This is a genomic window from Kitasatospora sp. MAA4 (genome assembly GCF_029893355.1).
In the GTDB taxonomy this organism is placed as follows: Bacteria; Actinomycetota; Actinomycetes; order Streptomycetales; family Streptomycetaceae; genus Kitasatospora.
Genome location: NZ_JARZAI010000019.1, coordinates 12739 through 31216, shown reverse-complemented (window position 1 = coordinate 31216; position 18478 = coordinate 12739). Strand labels below are relative to the sequence as shown.

At 71.4% G+C, this 18478-nt stretch carries 17 protein-coding genes; 7 read left to right on the top strand and 10 right to left on the bottom strand.

Annotation, left to right across the window (positions count from 1 at the left end):
• Positions 1-2 precede the first annotated feature (2 nt).
• The gene (locus tag P3T37_RS24380; RefSeq protein ID WP_280725960.1) at positions 3-1217 is read left to right on the top strand and encodes an FAD-dependent oxidoreductase; all 1215 of its coding nucleotides are present in this window, start codon (positions 3-5) and stop codon (positions 1215-1217) included.
• 182 nt (positions 1218-1399) lie between these two features.
• Here P3T37_RS24380 and P3T37_RS24375 read toward each other — a convergent pair whose 3' ends face one another.
• Complete coding sequence (locus P3T37_RS24375; protein ID WP_348533277.1) at positions 1400-2422, bottom strand: helix-turn-helix domain-containing protein; 1023 nt, start codon at positions 2420-2422, stop codon at positions 1400-1402.
• A 549-nt stretch (positions 2423-2971) separates the two neighbouring features.
• Here P3T37_RS24375 and P3T37_RS24370 point away from each other — a divergent pair.
• From P3T37_RS24370 to P3T37_RS24355, 4 genes are all read left to right on the top strand, one after another.
• Positions 2972-4384: a family 2B encapsulin nanocompartment shell protein gene (locus P3T37_RS24370; protein WP_280725958.1), complete on the top strand. Its 1413-nt coding sequence runs from the start codon at positions 2972-2974 to the stop codon at positions 4382-4384.
• A 24-nt stretch (positions 4385-4408) separates the two neighbouring features.
• The gene (locus P3T37_RS24365) at positions 4409-5473 is read left to right on the top strand and encodes a family 2 encapsulin nanocompartment cargo protein terpene cyclase (protein ID WP_280725957.1); all 1065 of its coding nucleotides are present in this window, start codon (positions 4409-4411) and stop codon (positions 5471-5473) included.
• 12 nt (positions 5474-5485) lie between these two features.
• Positions 5486-6349: a geranyl diphosphate 2-C-methyltransferase gene (locus P3T37_RS24360; protein WP_280725956.1), complete on the top strand. Its 864-nt coding sequence runs from the start codon at positions 5486-5488 to the stop codon at positions 6347-6349.
• 90 nt (positions 6350-6439) lie between these two features.
• Positions 6440-6643, top strand: coding sequence for a cold-shock protein (locus P3T37_RS24355; protein WP_035796868.1), 204 nt, complete (start codon positions 6440-6442; stop codon positions 6641-6643).
• Positions 6644-6705: 62 nt separating this feature from the next.
• Here the strand turns inward: P3T37_RS24355 and P3T37_RS24350 are convergent, their stop codons facing one another.
• Positions 6706-8358, bottom strand: coding sequence for an FAD-binding protein (locus P3T37_RS24350; RefSeq protein WP_280725955.1), 1653 nt, complete (start codon positions 8356-8358; stop codon positions 6706-6708).
• Between the two features lie 353 nt (positions 8359-8711).
• Between P3T37_RS24350 and P3T37_RS24345 the strand changes: the two genes are divergently transcribed.
• On the top strand, positions 8712-9590 hold the full coding sequence (locus P3T37_RS24345) for a C1 family peptidase (protein WP_280725954.1): 879 nt from the start codon (positions 8712-8714) through the stop codon (positions 9588-9590).
• A gap of 91 nt (positions 9591-9681) precedes the next feature.
• Here the strand turns inward: P3T37_RS24345 and P3T37_RS24340 are convergent, their stop codons facing one another.
• From P3T37_RS24340 to P3T37_RS24310, 7 genes are all read right to left on the bottom strand, one after another.
• Positions 9682-10074, bottom strand: coding sequence for an MmcQ/YjbR family DNA-binding protein (locus P3T37_RS24340; protein ID WP_280726082.1), 393 nt, complete (start codon positions 10072-10074; stop codon positions 9682-9684).
• Positions 10075-10109: 35 nt separating this feature from the next.
• Positions 10110-11108: an MASE1 domain-containing protein gene (locus P3T37_RS24335; RefSeq protein ID WP_280725953.1), complete on the bottom strand. Its 999-nt coding sequence runs from the start codon at positions 11106-11108 to the stop codon at positions 10110-10112.
• A 63-nt stretch (positions 11109-11171) separates the two neighbouring features.
• Positions 11172-12002 (bottom strand): PP2C family protein-serine/threonine phosphatase, encoded by an 831-nt coding sequence (locus tag P3T37_RS24330; protein WP_280725952.1) that lies wholly within the window; start codon positions 12000-12002, stop codon positions 11172-11174.
• A 114-nt stretch (positions 12003-12116) separates the two neighbouring features.
• Positions 12117-13580, bottom strand: coding sequence for an amidase (locus tag P3T37_RS24325; RefSeq protein ID WP_280725951.1), 1464 nt, complete (start codon positions 13578-13580; stop codon positions 12117-12119).
• A 17-nt stretch (positions 13581-13597) separates the two neighbouring features.
• Complete coding sequence (locus tag P3T37_RS24320; protein ID WP_280725950.1) at positions 13598-14821, bottom strand: MAB_1171c family putative transporter; 1224 nt, start codon at positions 14819-14821, stop codon at positions 13598-13600.
• A complete protein-coding gene (locus P3T37_RS24315) occupies positions 14818-15351 on the bottom strand; it encodes a hypothetical protein (protein ID WP_280725949.1) in 534 nt (177 codons plus the stop codon). Before P3T37_RS24315 ends, P3T37_RS24320 begins: the two co-directional genes overlap by 4 nt.
• A 50-nt stretch (positions 15352-15401) precedes the next feature.
• The gene (locus P3T37_RS24310; protein WP_280725948.1) at positions 15402-15869 is read right to left on the bottom strand and encodes a helix-turn-helix domain-containing protein; all 468 of its coding nucleotides are present in this window, start codon (positions 15867-15869) and stop codon (positions 15402-15404) included.
• 191 nt (positions 15870-16060) lie between these two features.
• On the opposite strand from P3T37_RS24310, the gene P3T37_RS24305 reads away from it, so the two are divergent.
• Positions 16061-16930: an MBL fold metallo-hydrolase gene (locus P3T37_RS24305; protein ID WP_280725947.1), complete on the top strand. Its 870-nt coding sequence runs from the start codon at positions 16061-16063 to the stop codon at positions 16928-16930.
• Between the two features lie 39 nt (positions 16931-16969).
• Here P3T37_RS24305 and P3T37_RS24300 read toward each other — a convergent pair whose 3' ends face one another.
• Entirely contained in the window at positions 16970-18415 is a 1446-nt protein-coding gene (locus P3T37_RS24300) for a glyceraldehyde-3-phosphate dehydrogenase (protein WP_280725946.1), read from the bottom strand.
• Between the last annotated feature and the right edge of the window lie 63 nt (positions 18416-18478).

Sequence of the window (18478 nt, the reverse complement as noted above, 5' to 3'; positions counted from 1 at the left end):
AGATGGCAGGGATCATGGTCATCGGCGGTGGCATCGCCGGGACGGCGGCAGCCCTGGCGCTGCACAAGGCAGGCTTCGAGGTCACCGTCTACGAGGCCCACCCGAGGACCGGCGAGGACATTGGCGCCTTCCTCACCCTGGCGAGCAACGGCATGCGCGCGCTCGCGCAGCTCGACGCGGCGGAGCCGATCGCCGAACTCGGCTTCCCGGTCACCCGGATGAGCGTCCTCGACGAGGCCGGGGCGCAGCTCGCCGCCATGCCGCTGGGCGAGCACGACCACCCGCTGACCCGCTACCGCTGCCTGCGCCGCGCCGAACTCGGCGCGGCGTTGCAGCGCGAGGTCGAGCGCCGCGGCATCCCGATCCGGCACGGCGCGCGGCTGGCCGCCGTCACCGAGAGCGCGACCGAGGTCACCGCGACGTTCGCGGACGGAAGTTCGGCGACCGGCGATCTCCTCGTCGGCGCGGACGGGCTGCACTCGGCCGTGCGCTCCCAGCTCGACCCGGCGGCGTCGGCGCCGGCCTACGCGGGCCAGAGCGTCTTCTACGGCTACACCACCGACTACCCGCCACGCGGCGAGGCGCCGGACCGCATCACCATGGTCCGCGGCAGCGGCGCGGCCTTCGGCTACCTGGTCTCCCCCGCCGGCGAGACCTTCTGGTTCGCGCGCGTGCCCGGGGCGCCGCTGACCGCCCGCGAGCTCACCGGGACGACGCCGGCCCAGTGGCGTGACCGGCTCCTGCCGGTGCTGCGCCCCGACCGCACGCCCACCGCGGAGATCGTCGCGGCGACCGGCGACCGGCTGATGGCGACCAACGCCCTGCATCTGAGCCCCGGCGCCCGCTGGCACGGCGGCGGCCGGACCGTGCTGATCGGCGACGCCGCCCATGCCGCCTCGCCCGCCACCGGGCAGGGCGCCTCGATGGCCCTGGAGGACGCGGTGGTGCTGGCCAAGGCACTGCGCGACGCGGATGGCACGGCGGCGGCGCTGGAGTGCTACGAACGGCACCGCCGACCCCGCGCCGAGCAGAACATGACGGTGAGCGCCCAGCTGACGGCGAGCAGGAGCCCGGAGCGCGCCACGCCGTCCGGCGACGACGCTCCGCCGCCCGCCCGCGACTCGGCACGCCCTGCCCAGCGGGTGGACGAGGAGCTGCTGCGCCTGCTCGACTGGGAGACCGAACTACCGGTCGGAGGCGGGCCCGCTCCCCAGTGACGGGCCCGCGTCCGACGGGCGCGGACCCGCGACGAACTGCGCGGGAATCGTGCCAGGGACAGGGGCAGGGCCGCGGCCTGTGCCCGCCGCCTCCCCCGGGTGGGCCCGGGCCGCTGGGCCCAGCACGGCGCAGCTGCGCGCGGCTGAGCCCCAGGGCGAACGACCCGGTCCTGCGCCGTACTTCACGCTCTCTCCCCTGGAACGTCCGGCGGGAAGACGGCTTCCCCTTCGTTTCCAGAGCCTAGAGCCGGGCTGATCTTGAGACTTTGCGCAGCGTGCAGGACCCCTTGACGATCCGTGCGGGCACTCTCCCCCGCCCGCCGGCGCAGCTCGCTGGGGCTGATGCCGTACGCGTCGCGGAAGGCCCGGCTGAAGCCGGCGGCGCACGCGAAGCCCCAGCGGGCGGCGACGGCATGGATCGGACGGGTGCGCAGCTCGGGGTTGGCGAGGTCGGCGTGGCACCGGGCGAGCCGCCGCCGCCTGATGCAGCCGGCCACGCTCTCCTCCCGCTCCTGGAAGAGCACGTACAGGCGGCGCAGCGAGATGTGGTGGCGGTCCGCGACGAGCTGCGGGGTCAGCTCGGGGTCGGCGAGGTTGTGGTCGATGAAGGCGTCGATCCGCTCCAGCAGGACCCGCGTGCGGGTTTCGGCGGGGAGGTCGTCGCCGGCGCCGAGGTTCTGCGCCAGGCACGCGGCGGCCAGGTCGAGCGCGACCCGGCCCAGCCTGGTCCGGTCCGCCGGGTCGCAGTCACCCCCGTGCGCGCCCAGGCTGGTCATGAACTGGGCCAGGATCGCGCCCATCCCCTGCCCGCCGGAGATCCGCCGGGCGAGCAGCTCGTCCGCCTTGCCCGAGCGCAGCGGGAGCGCCGCCTTGGGGATCTGCAGGATGACGGCTCGGACCGTGCTCCCCTCCACCGGGGCGCCTGCCTCGTAGGGGTGGGAGGTGTCCCAGAGCACCATGTCGCCGATGATCAGCCCGGAGTCGTTGCGGCGCTGGGAGATCCACATCGGGCTCCCGGTCACCAGACCCAACTCGTAGCGCTCCGGATCGCTCTGCCGGATCAGCGCCGGCGACCGCCGGGACCGCAGCGCCGGGTAGCGGAACGTCGACAGCTGCACCTCGCCCAGCTCCAGCACGGACGCCTCCGCCTCGAACTCGGCGGGCGCCGCACAGCTGATCGCCGTGGGCGCCAGTGCCTGGGCCACCACATCAGCAAACCACTCGAACCGGTCCACCGCCGGTACCGCGGTTGACGACAGAGTCGACCACATCGCGCAAGCCCCCCTGACCCTCAGCCACTGTGTCCGTACCTTGAGTCGCCATCCTACGAAACAGGCCCAAACCGCCCTGACGAGCGGTTAAACCCCAGCACCCGCTCGGGCCGTCGAACACCGGGCAGTTCTCGCCACCCTTGATCGTCCGCGTCGGGCCGAAACCCGGCGGCGGGCAGGATCCGGCGTCCCGTCCGATACGAACGACCCGTCAGCGGAGCAGGTCCCAACCGGCTACCCCGCCTGCGGGACTTCTAACCGGAACCATGCAATCCGGCCACGCGCCCAGTCTGGCGAGTTAGCTTCGAACTGCCGTCCTGGTTTCCATGAATACGATGACCGCCACTCCGCTTGCCGCTATCAATGAATAAGCCGGGAGTGCGCGGCCGAATGCCGCCGACGCGAACGCCGTCCACTCCGTCCATGTTCATCGCGGCGCGGTGCGCATTTCCCTTTTCCGTCCCGTCGATCGGAGCTCGTTGCATGACCGTCGAAGCAGATATCGAATCCGCCCGGGCCCGCGAACGGCTCAGCCTCAGTACCGCCGCCGCGCGCAATCTGGCGACGACCACCAAGTCCGCGCCGCAGATGCGCGGAATCAGCTCGCGCTGGTTGCTGCGCAAGCTTCCGTGGGTGGAGGTGTCCGGCGGGACCTACCGGGTCAACCGGCGGCTCTCGCTGGCCGTGGGCCGGGGGCGGGTGGGCTTCGTCCAGGCGGGCGCGGACGACGTGCGGATCATCCCGGAGACGCTGCGTGAGATCCCGGTGCTGCGGGGGTTCGGCGAGGACGCGCTGCTCGCGGAGCTGGCCGGCCGCTTCACCCTGCGCGAGTTCCGCAGCGGTGACGTCATCGTGGAGGAGGGCCAGCCCATCGAGGAGGTCTTCATCATCGCGCACGGCCGGATGGAGCGGATCGTCACCGGCAAGTACGGCGGCCAGGAATCCCACGGCGTCCTGTCCGACGGCGACCACCTGGGCGACGAGGCCCTGCTGCAGACCGATCCGCTCTGGTCGGCCACCGTGAAGGCCGCCACCGACGGAACCCTGCTGACCCTCCCCTGGACCGGCTTCCTCGAACTGTTCAACCGCTCCGCGGAGTTGCGCACGCACATCGGCGCATTCCTGGAGAACGCGAACCGGAAGGTGAATTCCAAGGGCGAGGTGGAAGTCGCCGTCTCGGCCGGGCACGAGGGCGAGGCGGAGATCCCCGGCTCCTTCGTGGACTACGACCTGGCACCCCGCGAATACGAACTCTCGCTCACCCAGACGATTCTCCGGATGCATTCCCGGGTCGCCGATCTGTACAACGACCCGATGAACCAGCTCGAGCAGCAACTCCACCTGACGGTCCAGGAGATACGCGAACGCGAGGAATGGGAGCTGCTGAACAACCGCGAGTTCGGCCTGCTCCACAACGCCGCCTACGACCAGCGGATCAACACCTGGTCGGGGCCGCCGACTCCGGACGACATGGACGACCTGCTGTCGATGCGCCGCGGCACCGACTTCTTCCTCGCGCACCCCAAGGCCATCGCGGCCTTCTTCCGCGAGTGCACCAAGCGCGGCATCTACCCGGACAGCACGGAGGTCGACGGCCACCGGGTGCCCGCCTGGCGGGGCGTCCCGATCTACCCCTGCGGCAAGATCCCGGTGACGGGCCGCCAGATGACCTCGATCGTCGCGATGCGCACCGGCGAGGACCGCCAGGGCGTCATCGGCCTGCACCAGACCGGCATCCCGGACGAGTACGAGCCCGGACTGAACGTCCGCTTCATGGGCATCGACGACCAGGCGATCATCCGGTACCTGGTGTCCGCCTACTACTCGGTGGCGGTTCTCGTCCAGGACGCCGTCGGCATCCTGGAGAACGTCCACGTGGCCGCCCCCAGGTCCTGATCCGCCGCAGCTCCAGGAGGATCGATGACACCCACGCAGACCGTCGCCGATGCCGGGCGGCGAATACCCAACGGCCCCACGGGAATCGGCACCTCGGCCGCCCGCATCTTCGGTACGGCGAAGAACAGCCGCAAGCTCCCCGATCTGTACTGCCCGCCGCACCTGCGCGACGATCCCGCCCTGGGCCGGGAGGTCAACGAGCGGCTGGTCCGCTGGGCCGAGCAGGTCGGCATCTACGCCGGGCAGTTGGACAAGTTCCGCAAGGCCGACTACGGCCGGCTGCTCATGCTGACCCACCCCGACACCGACGACCCGGACCGGCTGCTGGCCGCGGCCCGCTGCATGGCGGCGGAGTTCGCGGTGGACGACTACTTCTGCGAGGACGCCGCCACCAGCGACCACCCCGAACGCCTCGGACCGCAGCTGATGCTCGCCCAGTCGGCGATCGACCCGGCGCAGCAGCCCCTCGCCGCCCGCGCCCGCTACGAGCGCGCGATGCGCGAGCAACCGGTCCTGAACGCGCTGCGGCGGTCCGTCGAGGAGCTGGCGCCCTATGCCGGCGGCGCGCAGGTCAACCGGCTCCGGCAGGAGATCGCCGGGCTCTTCCTCGGCATGGACGCCGAGGCGGGGTGGCGGATCGGCGGCAGCCTGCCGCCGGTCTGGGAGTACCTGGCGAATCGTCAGATGAACAGCTTCCTGCCGTGCATGGCCCTGGTCGACGCCGTCGGCGGCTACGAGCTGCCCGCCGACGTGTACGGACGCCCCGACGTGCGGCGCGCGACGCTGCTGGCCGCCCTCGCGTCCGTGCTGCTGAACGACGTGTACTCGATGCACAAGGAAGGCAGCGCCGGCGGCGTCGAGTACAACCTGCCGATGGTGATCGCGGCGGAGGACGGCTGCTCGCTCGACCAGGCGATCCAGCGTTCCGCCGACATCCACAACGAACTCGTGCACTCCTTCGAGGCCGCGGCCGCCGAGCTGGCCCGCACCGGCGACCCGGTGCTGACCCGCTTCCTGGCCGGCCTGTGGGCCTGGCTCGGCGGCAACAAGGAATGGCACGCCTCCAGCCCCCGCTACAACCAGAGTTAGGGAACCCCCGCGATGACGATGACCGACGACAGCGGCACCGACGTCCTGTCCACCAGGTACCAGAAGTCGGTGGCCGAGTACTGGAACAAGGAGAAGGACCCGGTCAACCTGCGCCTGGGCGAGGTCTCCGGGACCTTCCACCACCACTACGGCATCGGTGACGTGGACTGGTCGGTGCTCGAAGGCCCCGAGTCCACCCGCGAGGCGCGGACCATCGAGGAGCTGCACCGGCTGGAGGGCGCGCAGGCCGACTTCCTGCTCGACCAGCTCGGCGACCTCGGGGCGGCGGACCGGGTGCTCGACGCCGGCTCCGGCCGCGGCGGCAGCAGCTTCCTGGCCAACCTGCGCTTCGGCTGCCAGGTGGACGGCATCTCCATCTCCGAGAAGCAGGTGCGCTTCGCGAACGACCAGGCCCGCGAGCGCGGCGTGGCCGACCGGGTGGGCTTCCACTTCCGGAACATGCTCGACAACGGCTTCCCCGCCGCCACCTTCCAGGCCATCTGGAACAACGAGAGCACCATGTACGTCGACCTCCACGACCTGTTCGCGGAGCACGCCCGGGTCCTGAAGCCCGGCGGCCGGTACGTCACCATCACCGGCTGCTACAACGACGTGCACGGCCGGCAGCCCTCGCGGGCCGTCAGCCAGATCGACGCCCACTACATCTGCGACATCCACCCGCGCAGCGACTACTTCGCCGCCATGTCGGCGAACAACCTGCTCCCGATCAGCGTGGTCGACCTGACCGCCGCGACCATCCCGTACTGGGAGCTGCGCGCCAAGTCGGCGGTGGCGACCGGCATCGAGGAGGCGTTCCTCACCGCCTACAAGGAGGACAGCTTCCACTACCTGATGATCGCGGCCGACAAGGTCTGAGCGGCCGAACCGACCTCGTGTCTACCTGGAACTGGGCGACTGCGGAGAGTAGCGTACGGGCCAGCAGCAATCGTGGTTGAGGAGAACAGCATGGCCACCGGCACCGTGAAGTGGTTCAACGCCGAGAAGGGTTTCGGCTTCATCGAGCAGGAGGGTGGAGGCCCGGACGTCTTCGCGCACTACTCCAACATCGCCACCCAGGGCTTCCGTGAGCTCCAGGAGGGCCAGAAGGTGAACTTCGACGTGACGCAGGGCCAGAAGGGCCCGCAGGCGGAGAACATCACCCCGGCCTGATCCGCGCGGCCGTGAGGCGCCCCGCACCGAACCTGGTGCGGGGCGCCTCGGCGTTCCCGAGGTCAGGCGGGCGGCTCGATCGCCAGCGCGTGGCGGAACACGCCGCGCGGGTCCCAGCGGGCCTTCAGCTGCTGAAGGCGCGGGTAGTTCCCCTTGTAGTAGAGCGTGTGCCAGGGCACGCCCGAGGTGTTCCACGCCGGGTCGGCCAGGTCGACGTCCGGGTAGTTGATGTAACTGCCGTCGCTGACCTCGCCCGGCACCGGGACGCCCCCGGTCTCGGCGTAGACGTCGCGGTAGAACGAGCGGATCCAGTCCAGGTTGGCGGCGTCCTCGGACTCCTCCGCCCAGATCGTCTGGTAGACCGCTTTCATCACCACGTCGCGCTGGGCGACCGCGGTGGCTCCCGAGGGCACAGCGTCGACCTGGCCGCCGTATCCGACGAGCAGCATGCCGCCGGTCGGGCCGCCGGTGGAGTTCCTCAGGTTCCGGTACACCGCAGCGAGTTGGGCGTCGGTGAGCGAGCGGCGCAGGTAGCCGGCCTTGATCTTGTACCGACGGGTGACCACGTCGCCGGGCTCGTTGGCGCCGGGCCAGGTGGTCGGATGCAGCCACGGCATGGTCTGGCGGGCCTCGAAGGCGGGATCGACGCCGGTGCCGGCCTTCACCGCGGACACGAAGTCGCTCAGCAGGCCGTCCGCGTTCGGAAGGTCCGCGTCGAGCTGCACGGTCAGCAGGAAGCTGCCGGCGCTGCAGTGCGTCGGCGCGAGGATCGCGTACAGGCCGGTGTTCGGCGAGCCGGGCGCGCTGTTGCGCTCGTGCCAGATCCCGAAGTTGCGCAGCAGCGTGGTGAACGCCCGCTCGGTCATCCGCTCGTCCCAGGTCCAGCCGACCAGGCATCCCAGCATCGCGCGCGGCGAGGGCGGCAGCAGCCGGGACGGGTCCACGGGGGAGGCCGCCGCCGCGGGATCGGCGTCCGGTGAGCGCAGCCAGTAGCGGGTGACCACGCCGAAGTTGCCTCCGCCGCCGCCGGTGTGCGCCCACCACAGGTCGCGGTGAGGGTCGTCCGGCTCACGGGTGGCCACCACCGCGCGCACGCCGCCGTCCGCGTCGACCACCACGACCTCCACGGCGTAGAGGTGGTCCACCACCGAGCCGTAGCGGCGCGAGAGCGGCCCGTACCCGCCGCCGGCGAAGTGTCCGCCGGCGCCCACCTCCGGGCAGCCACCGGCCGGGAGCGTCACGCCCCAGCCCTTGAAGAGCGTCCGGTACACGTGCCCGAGGGTGGCACCCGGCTGCACCGCGAACGCCCGCCGCCCGGGGTCGTAGCCGACCGCGTCCATCGGCGACAGGTCCAGCAGCAGGCGCACTGCGGGATCGGCGGTGAAGTTCTCGAAGCAGTGGCCGCCGCTGCGCACCGCGACCCGCCGCCCGGAGCGGACCGCGTCGGTCACCGCGCGCACCACCTGGTCGGTCGAACCGACCACGCGGATCTCCTCCGGGCGGCCCGTGAAGCGGAAGTTGTTGCCGCGCAGCAGGCTGTCGTAGCGCAGGTCGCCCGGCCGGACCGCCACCGGCCCGAACGCCGTGGGCTCCGGCAGGACGGGTGCCGCCGCGGCCTCGGCTGCGGCCGCGGGAGCGAGCACGCCGGCCGCCGCCGCACCGGCTGTGGCGAGCAACCCCCGGCGGTTCAGCAGGTGTTGATCGGATCGGTCCATCGCAGGTCTCCCGTCGTCCCCGGCGTGCCGGCCTCAGCATGCTGTCGGACCGCTGCCCGGCGAGCGCGCAGGCAGGCCGACCGCGGCGGTCCGGTCCTTCGTTCGGGGGAAGCCACTTGCGTCGGACTGCAAACCTCGAAGCCGCCACAATCCTGCTTTTTGTCGTGTTCCGGCTATGTCTGGTTGACGACTGGAAGAAGGCTGGCAGGTTCCTGACAGTTCGCCCTATGGTCAGTCAAGTCCCGGTGACAGTCCAGCACTTGACCTCACCCGGCAGCACACCCGCCGCGCGCTCGACGGCCCCCACCCCTACCGTCGCGCGCCGGCACCCCCACAACAGAAGGAAGACCCCAGTGAACAGGAACTCGTTCGGCCGCGCCGCAGCCGTCCTGGCGATATCCGGCGCGATGTGCGCCGCGCTCGCCCCCGCCGCCACCGCGGCCCCCGCCTCGCCGGCCCACCGTCAGCACCACCACCACTACGCGCTCGGCGCACTGACGAGCCCGCAGCGGGCCCACACCCACACCGCGATCGCCCCGCACGCCCTGCGGTCCGCCGATGTCCCGGCGAGCGTGGACCTCAGCAACTACCTTCCCTCCGTGGGGGATCAGGGCCAGGTCGGGTCCTGCGTGGCGTGGGCCATCGACTGGTCGGCGATCACCATCATGGAGGGCGAGCAGGGCATCACGGGTGCCCCGCACGCGCCGATGTACACCTACGCGCAGATCGCCCAGGGCAACGATCAGGGCAGCTACGCCAGCCAGCACTTCGACATCCTGACCAGCCAGGGCCTGGACACCAGGTCCGACTACTGGCAGGGCGACTTCGACTACACCACGCAGCCCGACGCCAACGAGACCGCGAACGCGGCCCACTGGAAGCTCTCGGGCTACACCGCCCTGGACACCGGCAGCGCGCTGGTGGGCGAGGTGAAGAGCTCGCTCGCCCAGGGCGAGCCCGTGGTCTTCGCGTTCGACGTCTACCAGAGCCTGGAGGACCTCAACTCCTCCAACGCCGGCGACTACAGCTACTACCCGTCCGCCGACGAGCTGGCCGGACAGCCGCTCGGCGGCCACGAGGTGGCCATCGTCGGCTACAACGACCAGGGCGTGAAGATCGCCAACTCCTGGGGCACCTCCTTCGGTGACAACGGCTACTTCACCGTGCCGTGGCGGTTCGTCACGGACCAGATCCAGGAGGCCGACGCGGTCGGCAGCGTGATCGCGAGCTAGTCGGCACCCGTACGACGACGGCCGGGGCCCCGCAGATCGCGGGCCCCGGTCGTGTGCGCGCCCCGCAGATCGCGGGGCCGGGTCGGTGCGATCAGCCGGCATCCCCCGAACCCGCATGAGCCGCGACGCCCGGCCAGTCGAGGACCAGCTGCTGCCGGCGCGGGAGTTGAGCGACGATCAGATCGTAGGAGTCCTCGATCATCTCCCGGAGCAGGCGGTCGGGCACCGAGCCGTCGATCGTCACCGTGTTCCAGTGGCGCTTGTTGAGGTGCCAGCCGCCGGTGATCGCGGGGTACTCCTGGCGCAGCCGCACGGCCACCTCGGGGTCGCACTTCAGGCTCACCTTCAACGGGACGGCGTCCAGCGCGCTCAGCGCGAAGATCTTGCCGCCGACCTTGAAGACCGAGGCCTCCGGGCCGAACGGGAAGGTCTCCTCGGCCCCGTTGAGGTCCAGGCAGGCGGCTTTGAGTGCGTCGGGAGCCATGGTCATGAGGAACAGTCTGCGCCACCCGCGCCGCGTCAACGCCTCGGGGCACCGTCATCGTCAGGTTCGCCCGGTTCGCCCGGTTCGCCCGGGGACAGGTGGGCGACCAGCTCGGCGAGTCCGGCGCAGGCCTGCTCGATGGTCCGCAGGGTGTTGTTCCGCTCGGTGATCATCGCGGCCAGCAGCAGCCCGGTCAGCGCCGCGGACCCGTTCAGCGCCTGAAGGATGACCATGGTCGCGAGCAGCCCGTGCCCGAGGAACGGCCCGACCTGGTCGGTCGCGGCCGGCACCGCGAAGACGGACACCACCAGCACGCACGGCGCGGCGCCGGGCAGCTGGAAGCGCAGCGCCCCCCACATGACCAGCGGCAGGACCAGGAACAGCAGGTCGAGCGTGCTCCGGGTGACCACCAGCGTGACGACGACGGTGCTCGCCAGCAGGACGACCGCCTCGACCCAGCGCAGCGGCGGGGTGCTGCGGGTGCGGGGCAGCCGGGCCGCGTAGCCCGCCAGCAGCAGCGGCGCGATCACCAGCACGCCCATCGCGTCGCCGGTCCACCAGGCCGACCAGACCGGCCAGAACTCGTGCCCGGGCAGCGCACCGTCCAGCAGCAGCACGACGCACGCCGTGCCGCTGCTGATCAGCATCGCGGTGAGGGCGCCCAGGAAGACCAGCGCCACCCCGTCCCCCAGCCGGTCCAGCTCGAGCCGGAAGCCCACCCGCCGCAGCAGCCAGCAGGCCGCCAGCGGGGCCAGTGTGTTGCCCGCCGTGATCCCGAAGGAGGAGAGCGTCAGGGGGCCGAACCCCGCGATGATCAGCAGCGCGCCGAGCGCGATGCCCGGCCAGACCCGCAGGCCGAGCAGCAGCAGCCCCGCCACGGCGATGCCGGTCGGCGGCCACAGCGGCGTCACCCGCACCCCGCCGACCACCACCTGCTCCAGGAGGCCGAGCTTGCCGCCCCCGTAGTAGGCGGCGGCGAGGACCAGAATCCACAGGCCGGTGGCCGTACCTCGTCGGATCGTCTCATTGGGCACCACAGGGCCATGAGAACGCCTGCGCCGACGGACGACGGCGTGACACGCCCTCGAAGCCTGTGTCTAATCCTCGCGGTGGAACCCGTCGTGGCGCAGCACGAGGACCGCGGCGTCGTCCTTGTGGCCGGTCTGCTCGGCCACCTTGATCACGTCGGCGGCCAGCGCGCCCGGCTCGGCGCCGACCCCGGCGCGGACCACCGCCAGCACCTGCGCCAGGCCCTCCTCGATCGCGAACGAGGGCCCCTCGACCACGCCGTCGGTGACCAGCACGAACGCGCCCGGCTCGGACAGCACGCGCCGGGTGACCGGGTAGACCTCGCCGGGCAGGATGCCGAGCGGCAGGCCCGCGACGTCGTCCTCGATGCCGTGGCGGCCGTCCGCGGTGGCCCAGAGCGCGGGGACGTGGCCGGCCCGGGCGTCGGCCAGCTCGCCGGTTGCCGGGTCGAAGCGCAGGAAGGTGCAGGTGGCGAAGAGCTCGCCCTCCAGCGACAGCAGGAGGTCGTTGGCCCGGCCCAGCACCTCCCCCGGGTCGACGGCGGAGGTCGCCAGTGCGCGCAGACCGACCCGGACCTGCCCCATGAACGCGGCCGCCTCGACGTCGTGCCCCTGCACGTCGCCGATCGAGAACCCGAGCGTGCCGTCGGCCAGCACGAAGCCGTCGTACCAGTCGCCGCCGATGTCCAGGCCGTTGCGGGCCGGCGCGTAGCGGGCCGCCGTCCACAGGCCCGGCACGGTCGGCAGCCCCGCCGGGAGCAGCCCGCGCTGCAGCGCCATCGCCAGCTCGACCCGGGCCCGGTGCAGCTCGGCGTGGTCGAGCGCCTGCGCGGTGAGCCGCCCCAGTCTGCCCAGCAGCTCGTGGGCGCTCGACGGCTGGGAGGGACGGTGTCGGGCCATAGGCGGACGGCTCCAGGACGTGCGGCGATCACGGACCGCTACGAAGCGTTCTCGGGCGATGTGTCCTATTGTCCTCCCTTCCGGCTCTGCGGCCTTCTAGTGCCTGACGCGGCACTAGCTCTGCGGCGGGATCCGGAAGCCGCCCAGCAGGCGGTCGAGGTGGGCGGCGACGTCGGTGACGGTGCGGTCCTCCAGGTGCGGGCCGATGATCTGAATGCCGACCGGCAGGCCGTCCGGGGTGAGGCCGACCGGGACGACGGCTGCCGGCAGGTGGGCCAGCGCGGCGGGGCCGCTCCAGGTGCCCTGGTCCCAGTAGGGGCGGTCCTGGCCGTTGACGGTCAGGCGGCGGGCGTTCGGGTCGGGGTTGTGGTCGTGCGGGATCGCGGCGGTCGGGGCGACCGGGCAGAGCAGCACGTCGTGGTCGCGGAAGTAGTCGGCCCAGCGGACCCGCACCTGCTCGCGCTCCTCCTGGGCGTGCGTCCAGTCCCTGGCCCGCTGCGTGCTGTTGCGCAGGAAGGCGGCGAACGGGGAGTCGGCGTCGGCGGGCAGCTCGCCGGCCATCGTGCAGAGGCGCTCGAAGTCCGCGTCGGACATGGCGGCGCTGGTGGTCGCGAGCAGCAGCCGCTGGAAGAGCCGGTCGCTCTCGTCGAGGGCGACCGGCCGGCTCTCCTCGTCCGTCCGCGCCCCGGCGGCCCGGATCGCGTCGACGGCGGCGGTGAGCAGGTCGGCGACGGTGCTGTCGACCGGGCAGTACGGGTCGTCCAGCCACACCCCGACCCGGTACCCGTCAAGGCTGTGCGCGCGCGGGCCGGGCAGCTCCAGGCGCCACCCGGTGGCCTGCGCGGCGGCGGGACCCGCCAGGACGTCGAGTCCGAGGTCGAGGTCCTGGGCGCTGCGGCCGAGCGGGCCGATCACGCACATGTCGCTGCTGGTCAGCCAGCCCGGCGCGCGCGGGATGTGCCCGCGGGTCGGCACCACGCCGAACGAGGGGCGCAGCGCGTGGACGCCGCAGTTGTGCGCCGGGTTGCGCAGCGAGCCGGCCAGGTCGCTGCCGGTCTCGAAGCCGGTGAGGCCGGCGGCGAGGGCGGCGGCGCCGCCGCCGGAGGAGCCGCCCACCGCGCGGTCGGGGTTCCACGGGTTGCGGGTGGTGCCGAAGACCGGGTTGTGGGTCTGGAGGTCCCGGGCGTAGGTGGGGACGTTGGTCTTGCCGAAGACGATCGCCCCGGCGGCGCGCAGCCGGGCGACGCTGTCGGCGTCCCGCGCGGGGACGTGGTCCGCCAGCTCGGGCGCGCCGGCGGTGGTGGTCAGGCCCGCGGTCTCGATGGTGTCCTTGACCGTCATCGGCAGGCCGTGCAGCGGGCCCAGTTCCTCGCCGCGGGCCGTCGCCGCGTCGGCCGCGCGGGCCTGCTCGCGGGCCCGCGCGGGGTCAGTGGTGACCACGGCGTTGACCGCCGGGTTGAGCTTCTCGATGCGTTCGAGATAGTGGTCCAGCAGTTCGAGGCTGGAGATCTCCCGGCGGCGCAGCGCGCCCCGGAGCTCGACGGCACTGCGGAAGGCGATGTCGGTGGTGCTGCTCATGATGTTCCCCCCATGGTTCAGGACGTGGTGACCCGCGACTGCTCGCTGCCGGCCAGGGCTGCCGAGACGACCGGCGATCTCCGGAAGGCCGCGGACACCTGGACGAGCCAGGCGATCTCCTCGGCGAGGTCGCCGGTCTCCGCGCTGCCGGCGGACTCCTCGGCGGGATCGGCCGCCGCCTGGGCAGCGTCCTCCGGGACGGACAGGGCGGCCTTGAGCTCCGCCGCCGCGACGGTGGCGCGCAGCGCCTCACCGCTGAGACCAGCCGACTGCGCCAGTCGCGTCGCGGCCTGGGCCACCTCCGGGCTGAGCCGGTCGCGCAGCGCCAGCTGGCCGTCCCGGATCTCGATCACCCTGCGGTAGAGCCGCAGTTCGAGGCTGCGGACGGTGGTGAGGTTGCCGAGCAGCGAGGGTGAGCGCTCCAACGCGATGGACGGGTGCGCCCGTTGCAGGGCCCGCCAGAGCGGGTAGAGCCGCTGGTAGCACAGGTAGCTGCGGAACAGCCGCCGGCCCATGGAGAGTTGCGGCCCCCAACCGGGCAGGGTCCAGCCGATCAGGGTCAGCAGCGCGCCGATGTCCCCGCAGGACCACGCTAGGTCCTCGGCCCAGGTCAGCTCGACGCCGGCGTGCGCCACGACGATGTCGGCGATCCGGATGAAGCTGTAGCCCAGCGTGATCCAGGCGCCGATCGCCGTGGTGCGCAGGCCCCTGCGCAGCCAGGGCCCGCTGACGAGTCCGGAGTAGCGCCAGCACAGCCGCCCGATCTCGACCTCCCCGAAGGTGTAGGCCGCGATGTAGAGCGACAGGTACACCACGTAGTACGGGTCGGTGGCGTAGCGCAGCGTGAAGTCGTCCGGGTGCTGCCCGTTCGGCGCCATGTTCAGGAACAGCGTCACCAGGACGGCCAGCAGCACCGCGGTGAAGGCCAGCCGCCGCAGTGCCCGCGGGCGGGCCTGCTCCGGCGGCGCCAACCAGAAGGCGAGCAGCACCTGTTGGAAGCCGATCAGGATCATCACGCAGCTCTGCGCGAGGAGCGCGGCCAGCTCGGGAACGCCGGTCAGCTGTCCGATGACGAGCCAGACAGACGGGATCGAGAGCGTGAAGCTGAGCGCCGAGAAGCCCAGGACGGCGCAGAGCGCCAGCAGCGACACCTCGCGGGGCGTGCGGCGCAGCGCGTTCAGTTTGTAGAGCAGGGCCAGCCACGCCACGATGGCGCAGGGCGGGTGCAGCAGGGCGGTCATTCGTCTCCCTCAGGCGCTTGCCGCAGCGAGCGTTCGAGCCGGTGGACGATGTCCTCGGTACCGCGCGGCGGACTCGGGAACACCGGGTCGGGCTGGCGGCGACTGGCCCGCTGGAGGATGAGCGAGGCGATCATCTCGGCCTCCTGCTCGGCGGCCGCGCCGTAGCCGTGGCGCTGCAGCACCCGTTCGACCATCGCCGGGTCGAGGTTGGGCATGATCAGCCGCGAGGTCTCCGCGCCGACGATCTCCTCCGCCTCGTGCTCGCAGAGCAGGTGGCCCAACTCGTGGGCGATGATGTGGTCCTGGTGCAGTCGGCTGGTCCGGCGCTCGAAGAAGATGTAGTCGACCTCCGGCGTGCCGACCCAGAGCCCGCACGGGCTGTGCGCTCCCAGGGCCATCGGCTGCAACCTGATCGGCCGCCCGGAGCGCTCGGCTATCCGGTCGCAGAGTTCGCGCATGTCGAACGGATCCGGGATCGCCAGATCGCGGAGCAGTACCTCGCAGTGCGCTTTCATCCGCCGCAGGTTCATGGTCTCTTCTTCGTGTCGCAGCCCGTCGACAGAATGCCAGGCCGAGATGATCAAGACGACGCCGACCCATCCTTGGAGGTGTTGCGAGGGGTGCGGGGTGCGCGGTTCAGGCCCTCGAGCTCGCGCACCCGTTCGATCACCTCGCCGATCGAGTGCAGGCTCTCGGGGGACAGCCCGGCGGCCCGCAGCGCGACCCGCTGCACCTTCGCATCCCGCAGGGCGACCAGGAGTTCGAGCTCCGCGTTGACGGTCGCCGTGATGCCGTCGTCGAAGAAGTAGGCCGGCGGCACCCCGAAGAACTTGGCCAGCGCCTCGATGTGCTTGAGCGTCGGGTTGTCGCGCTGCCCCTTGCGCAGCAGCCAGATGTAGCTCGCGGAGATGGGCACCCCCGCCGCGGTGATCGTCCGAGCCACCTCGTCCGTGCTGTACGGGCCGCCGCTCGCGGACACCACGGCCCGGAACAGCGTGTTCAGCTTGCCGGCCAAAGGGCATTCAGCCGTTTCCTCGTCCCCGGCCATCCGCCACCTCCGTTCTGCGCACGCACGTCAGATCCACACTCACATGGTAGGTGATGGACCACCACCTCTTACCTCCGTTGACAGCCCTCCTGGGCCGCTCTACCGTGCAAGCACGCGACCGAACTCCAGCGGGGATCAACGGACCTGTCACCACGTCGGCTCGGTGCGGATACCAGGAGGACGTTGCTTCCATGACCCTCATGATGGCCGGACAGCTCAACCGGGTCTCACCGATCCGCACCCTGCGCGTCGGCGACCACCAGGTCACCTACCTGCCCGACGGGTGCATGCAGCTCGACCCCCGCTCCTGGCTGCCGCAGTCCACCGCGGAGGACTGGCGCCAGCGCGCGGACCACCTGGACGACGAGGGCTACCTGGTCGGCTCGATCGGCGGACTGCTGGTGGAGTACCAGGGCCGCGCCCTGCTGATCGACACCGGCTACGGCCGCCGGCACGTCCCGGCCTCCCGCACCCATCCCGCCCTCGGCGCACTGAAGGGCGGCCGGCTGCCGGCCACGCTGATCGCGCTGGGGAAGTCGCCGGAACTGGTGGACACGGTCGCCTTCACGCACCTGCACGACGACCACGTCGGCTGGGCCTTCGCCCCCGGCGAGGACGGCTCGGAGCTGCTGTTCGGCAACGCCGCGTTCATCGCCTCGGACGCCGAGTGGCGCGCCCGGCACGGACTCCTGCCGCCCAGGTCGGCCCGGTTCCTGCGGGAGCGGGCGGCCTCGGCTGCCGACGGGGAGGAGGTCTTCCCGGGCGTCACCGCCTGGATCACCCCCGGCCACAGCGCCGGCCACACCTCGTACGTGATCTCGTCCGGCGGCGAGCGGCTGATCGCGTTCGGGGACGTCATGCACTCTCCGGCCCAGGTCGCGCGGCCCGACTGGCGGGTCACGCTGGACACCGACCCGGACACCGCCGTCCGCACCCGCCTGGCGGTGCTGGACGAGCTCTCCCGCCCGGACACCTTCGGGTTCGGCGGCCACTTCGCCGACGTGGTCCTCGGCCTGGTCACCCGCGACGGGCACGGACACCACTGGGTGCCGGCGGCGTGAGAACGCCGCGGGCACCCAGTGGGGACACGTCCGCCGGAATCAGACCGCCGGGGCCGGGTAGGTCGGGTACTCCACCCCGGAGACGTGCTGGACGACCCGGATGACCTGGCACGAGTAGCCGAACTCGTTGTCGTACCACAGGTAGAGGATGGCGTTGTCGCCCTCGACCTTGGTGGCACCCGCGTCGACGATCGAGGCGTGGCGCGAGCCGATGAAGTCGCTGGAGACCGCGTCGGGCGCGCTGATGAAGTCGATCTGGCGCTTGAGCGGCGAGGTCAGCGACACGTTGCGGAGGTAGTCGAGGACCTCCTCGCGGTTGGTCCCGCGCGCCAGCGTCAGGTTGAGGATCGCGATCGAGACGTCCGGCACCGGAACGCGGATCGAGCTGCCGGTGATGGTCGCCTTGAGGTCCGGCAGCGCCTTGGCGACGGCCGAGGCGGCACCGGTCTCGGTGATCACCATGTTGAGCGCCGCCGAACGGCCACGACGGTCGGAGTCGTGGTAGTTGTCCAGCAGGTTCTGGTCGTTGGTGTACGAGTGGACGGTCTCCACGTGGCCGCGCAGCACGCCGTACTCGTCCGCCATCGCCTTCAGCGGCGGGACGATCGCGTTGGTGGTGCAGGACGCGCAGGAGATGATCTGCTCGTCCGGCTTGATCGTGTCGTGGTTGACGCCGTGCACGATGTTGGGCACGTCGCCCTTGCCGGGCGCGGTCAGCACCACCTTGGCGATGCCGGGGCGCAGGTGCTTCGACAGCCCCTCGCGGTCGCGCCAGCGGCCGGTGTTGTCGATCAGGATGGCGTCGTTGATGCCGTACGCCGTGTAGTCCACCGTGGTCGGGTCATTGGAGTAGATGACCTTGATCTCGGTGCCGTTGGCGATGATCTTGCTGTTGGCCTCGTCGACCGTGATCGTGCCCTGGAACTGGCCGTGGATGGAGTCGCGCCGCAGCAGCGAGGCGCGCTTGACCAGGTCCTCACCGCCGCTCTTGCGCACGACGATGGCGCGAAGCCGCAGCCCGTTGCCCGAACCGGCCTTCTCGACGAGCAGGCGGGCCAGCAGGCGGCCGATCCGGCCGAAGCCGTAGAGGACGACGTCGCGCGACTCGGCGCGCTCCAGCTTGTTGGCACCGGTCGCACCGACGACCGCCTCGGCGGTGAACTCCTCGACCGAGAGGCCGCGGTCGTCACTCGCGTACGTCGCGGCGAGCATGCCGATGTCGATCTGGGAGGGGCCGAGGTCCAGCGCGGCGAGCGCGCTCAGGAACGGCAGCGTCTCGGTGACCGAGAGCTCCTCACCGGCTATCTGGCGGGCGAACCGGTGCGTCTTGAGGATGCTGACCACCGACTTGTTCACCAGGGAGCGGCTGTGCAGCAGGACAGTGACGTCCCGCTCGCGGTGCAGCCTCCCGATGATCGGGATCATAGACTCCGCGATCTCCTCGCGGTTCTTCCAGTTCGTGAACACGTCTTCGTTGACAGTCACAAGTCCATCTTTCGAGCTAGAGCCAGGCCATGCGCAAGCACAGGTTATCTTCAGAAACCATCG

Bases quoted from the DNA above. Each gene is read 5' to 3' on its own strand.
- P3T37_RS24380 (WP_280725960.1), top strand. From the start codon at position 3: ATGGCAGGGATCATGGTCATCGGCGGTGGCATCGCCGGGACGGCGGCA.
- P3T37_RS24370 (WP_280725958.1), top strand. From the start codon at position 2,972: ATGACCGTCGAAGCAGATATCGAATCCGCCCGGGCCCGCGAACGGCTC.
- P3T37_RS24365 (WP_280725957.1), top strand. From the start codon at position 4,409: ATGACACCCACGCAGACCGTCGCCGATGCCGGGCGGCGAATACCCAAC.
- P3T37_RS24360 (WP_280725956.1), top strand. From the start codon at position 5,486: ATGACGATGACCGACGACAGCGGCACCGACGTCCTGTCCACCAGGTAC.
- P3T37_RS24355 (WP_035796868.1), top strand. From the start codon at position 6,440: ATGGCCACCGGCACCGTGAAGTGGTTCAACGCCGAGAAGGGTTTCGGC.
- P3T37_RS24350 (WP_280725955.1), bottom strand. From the start codon at position 8,358: ATGGACCGATCCGATCAACACCTGCTGAACCGCCGGGGGTTGCTCGCC.
- P3T37_RS24340 (WP_280726082.1), bottom strand. From the start codon at position 10,074: ATGGCTCCCGACGCACTCAAAGCCGCCTGCCTGGACCTCAACGGGGCC.
- P3T37_RS24330 (WP_280725952.1), bottom strand. From the start codon at position 12,002: ATGGCCCGACACCGTCCCTCCCAGCCGTCGAGCGCCCACGAGCTGCTG.
- P3T37_RS24325 (WP_280725951.1), bottom strand. From the start codon at position 13,580: ATGAGCAGCACCACCGACATCGCCTTCCGCAGTGCCGTCGAGCTCCGG.
- P3T37_RS24320 (WP_280725950.1), bottom strand. From the start codon at position 14,821: ATGACCGCCCTGCTGCACCCGCCCTGCGCCATCGTGGCGTGGCTGGCC.
- P3T37_RS24315 (WP_280725949.1), bottom strand. From the start codon at position 15,351: ATGAACCTGCGGCGGATGAAAGCGCACTGCGAGGTACTGCTCCGCGAT.
- P3T37_RS24310 (WP_280725948.1), bottom strand. From the start codon at position 15,869: ATGGCCGGGGACGAGGAAACGGCTGAATGCCCTTTGGCCGGCAAGCTG.
- P3T37_RS24305 (WP_280725947.1), top strand. From the start codon at position 16,061: ATGACCCTCATGATGGCCGGACAGCTCAACCGGGTCTCACCGATCCGC.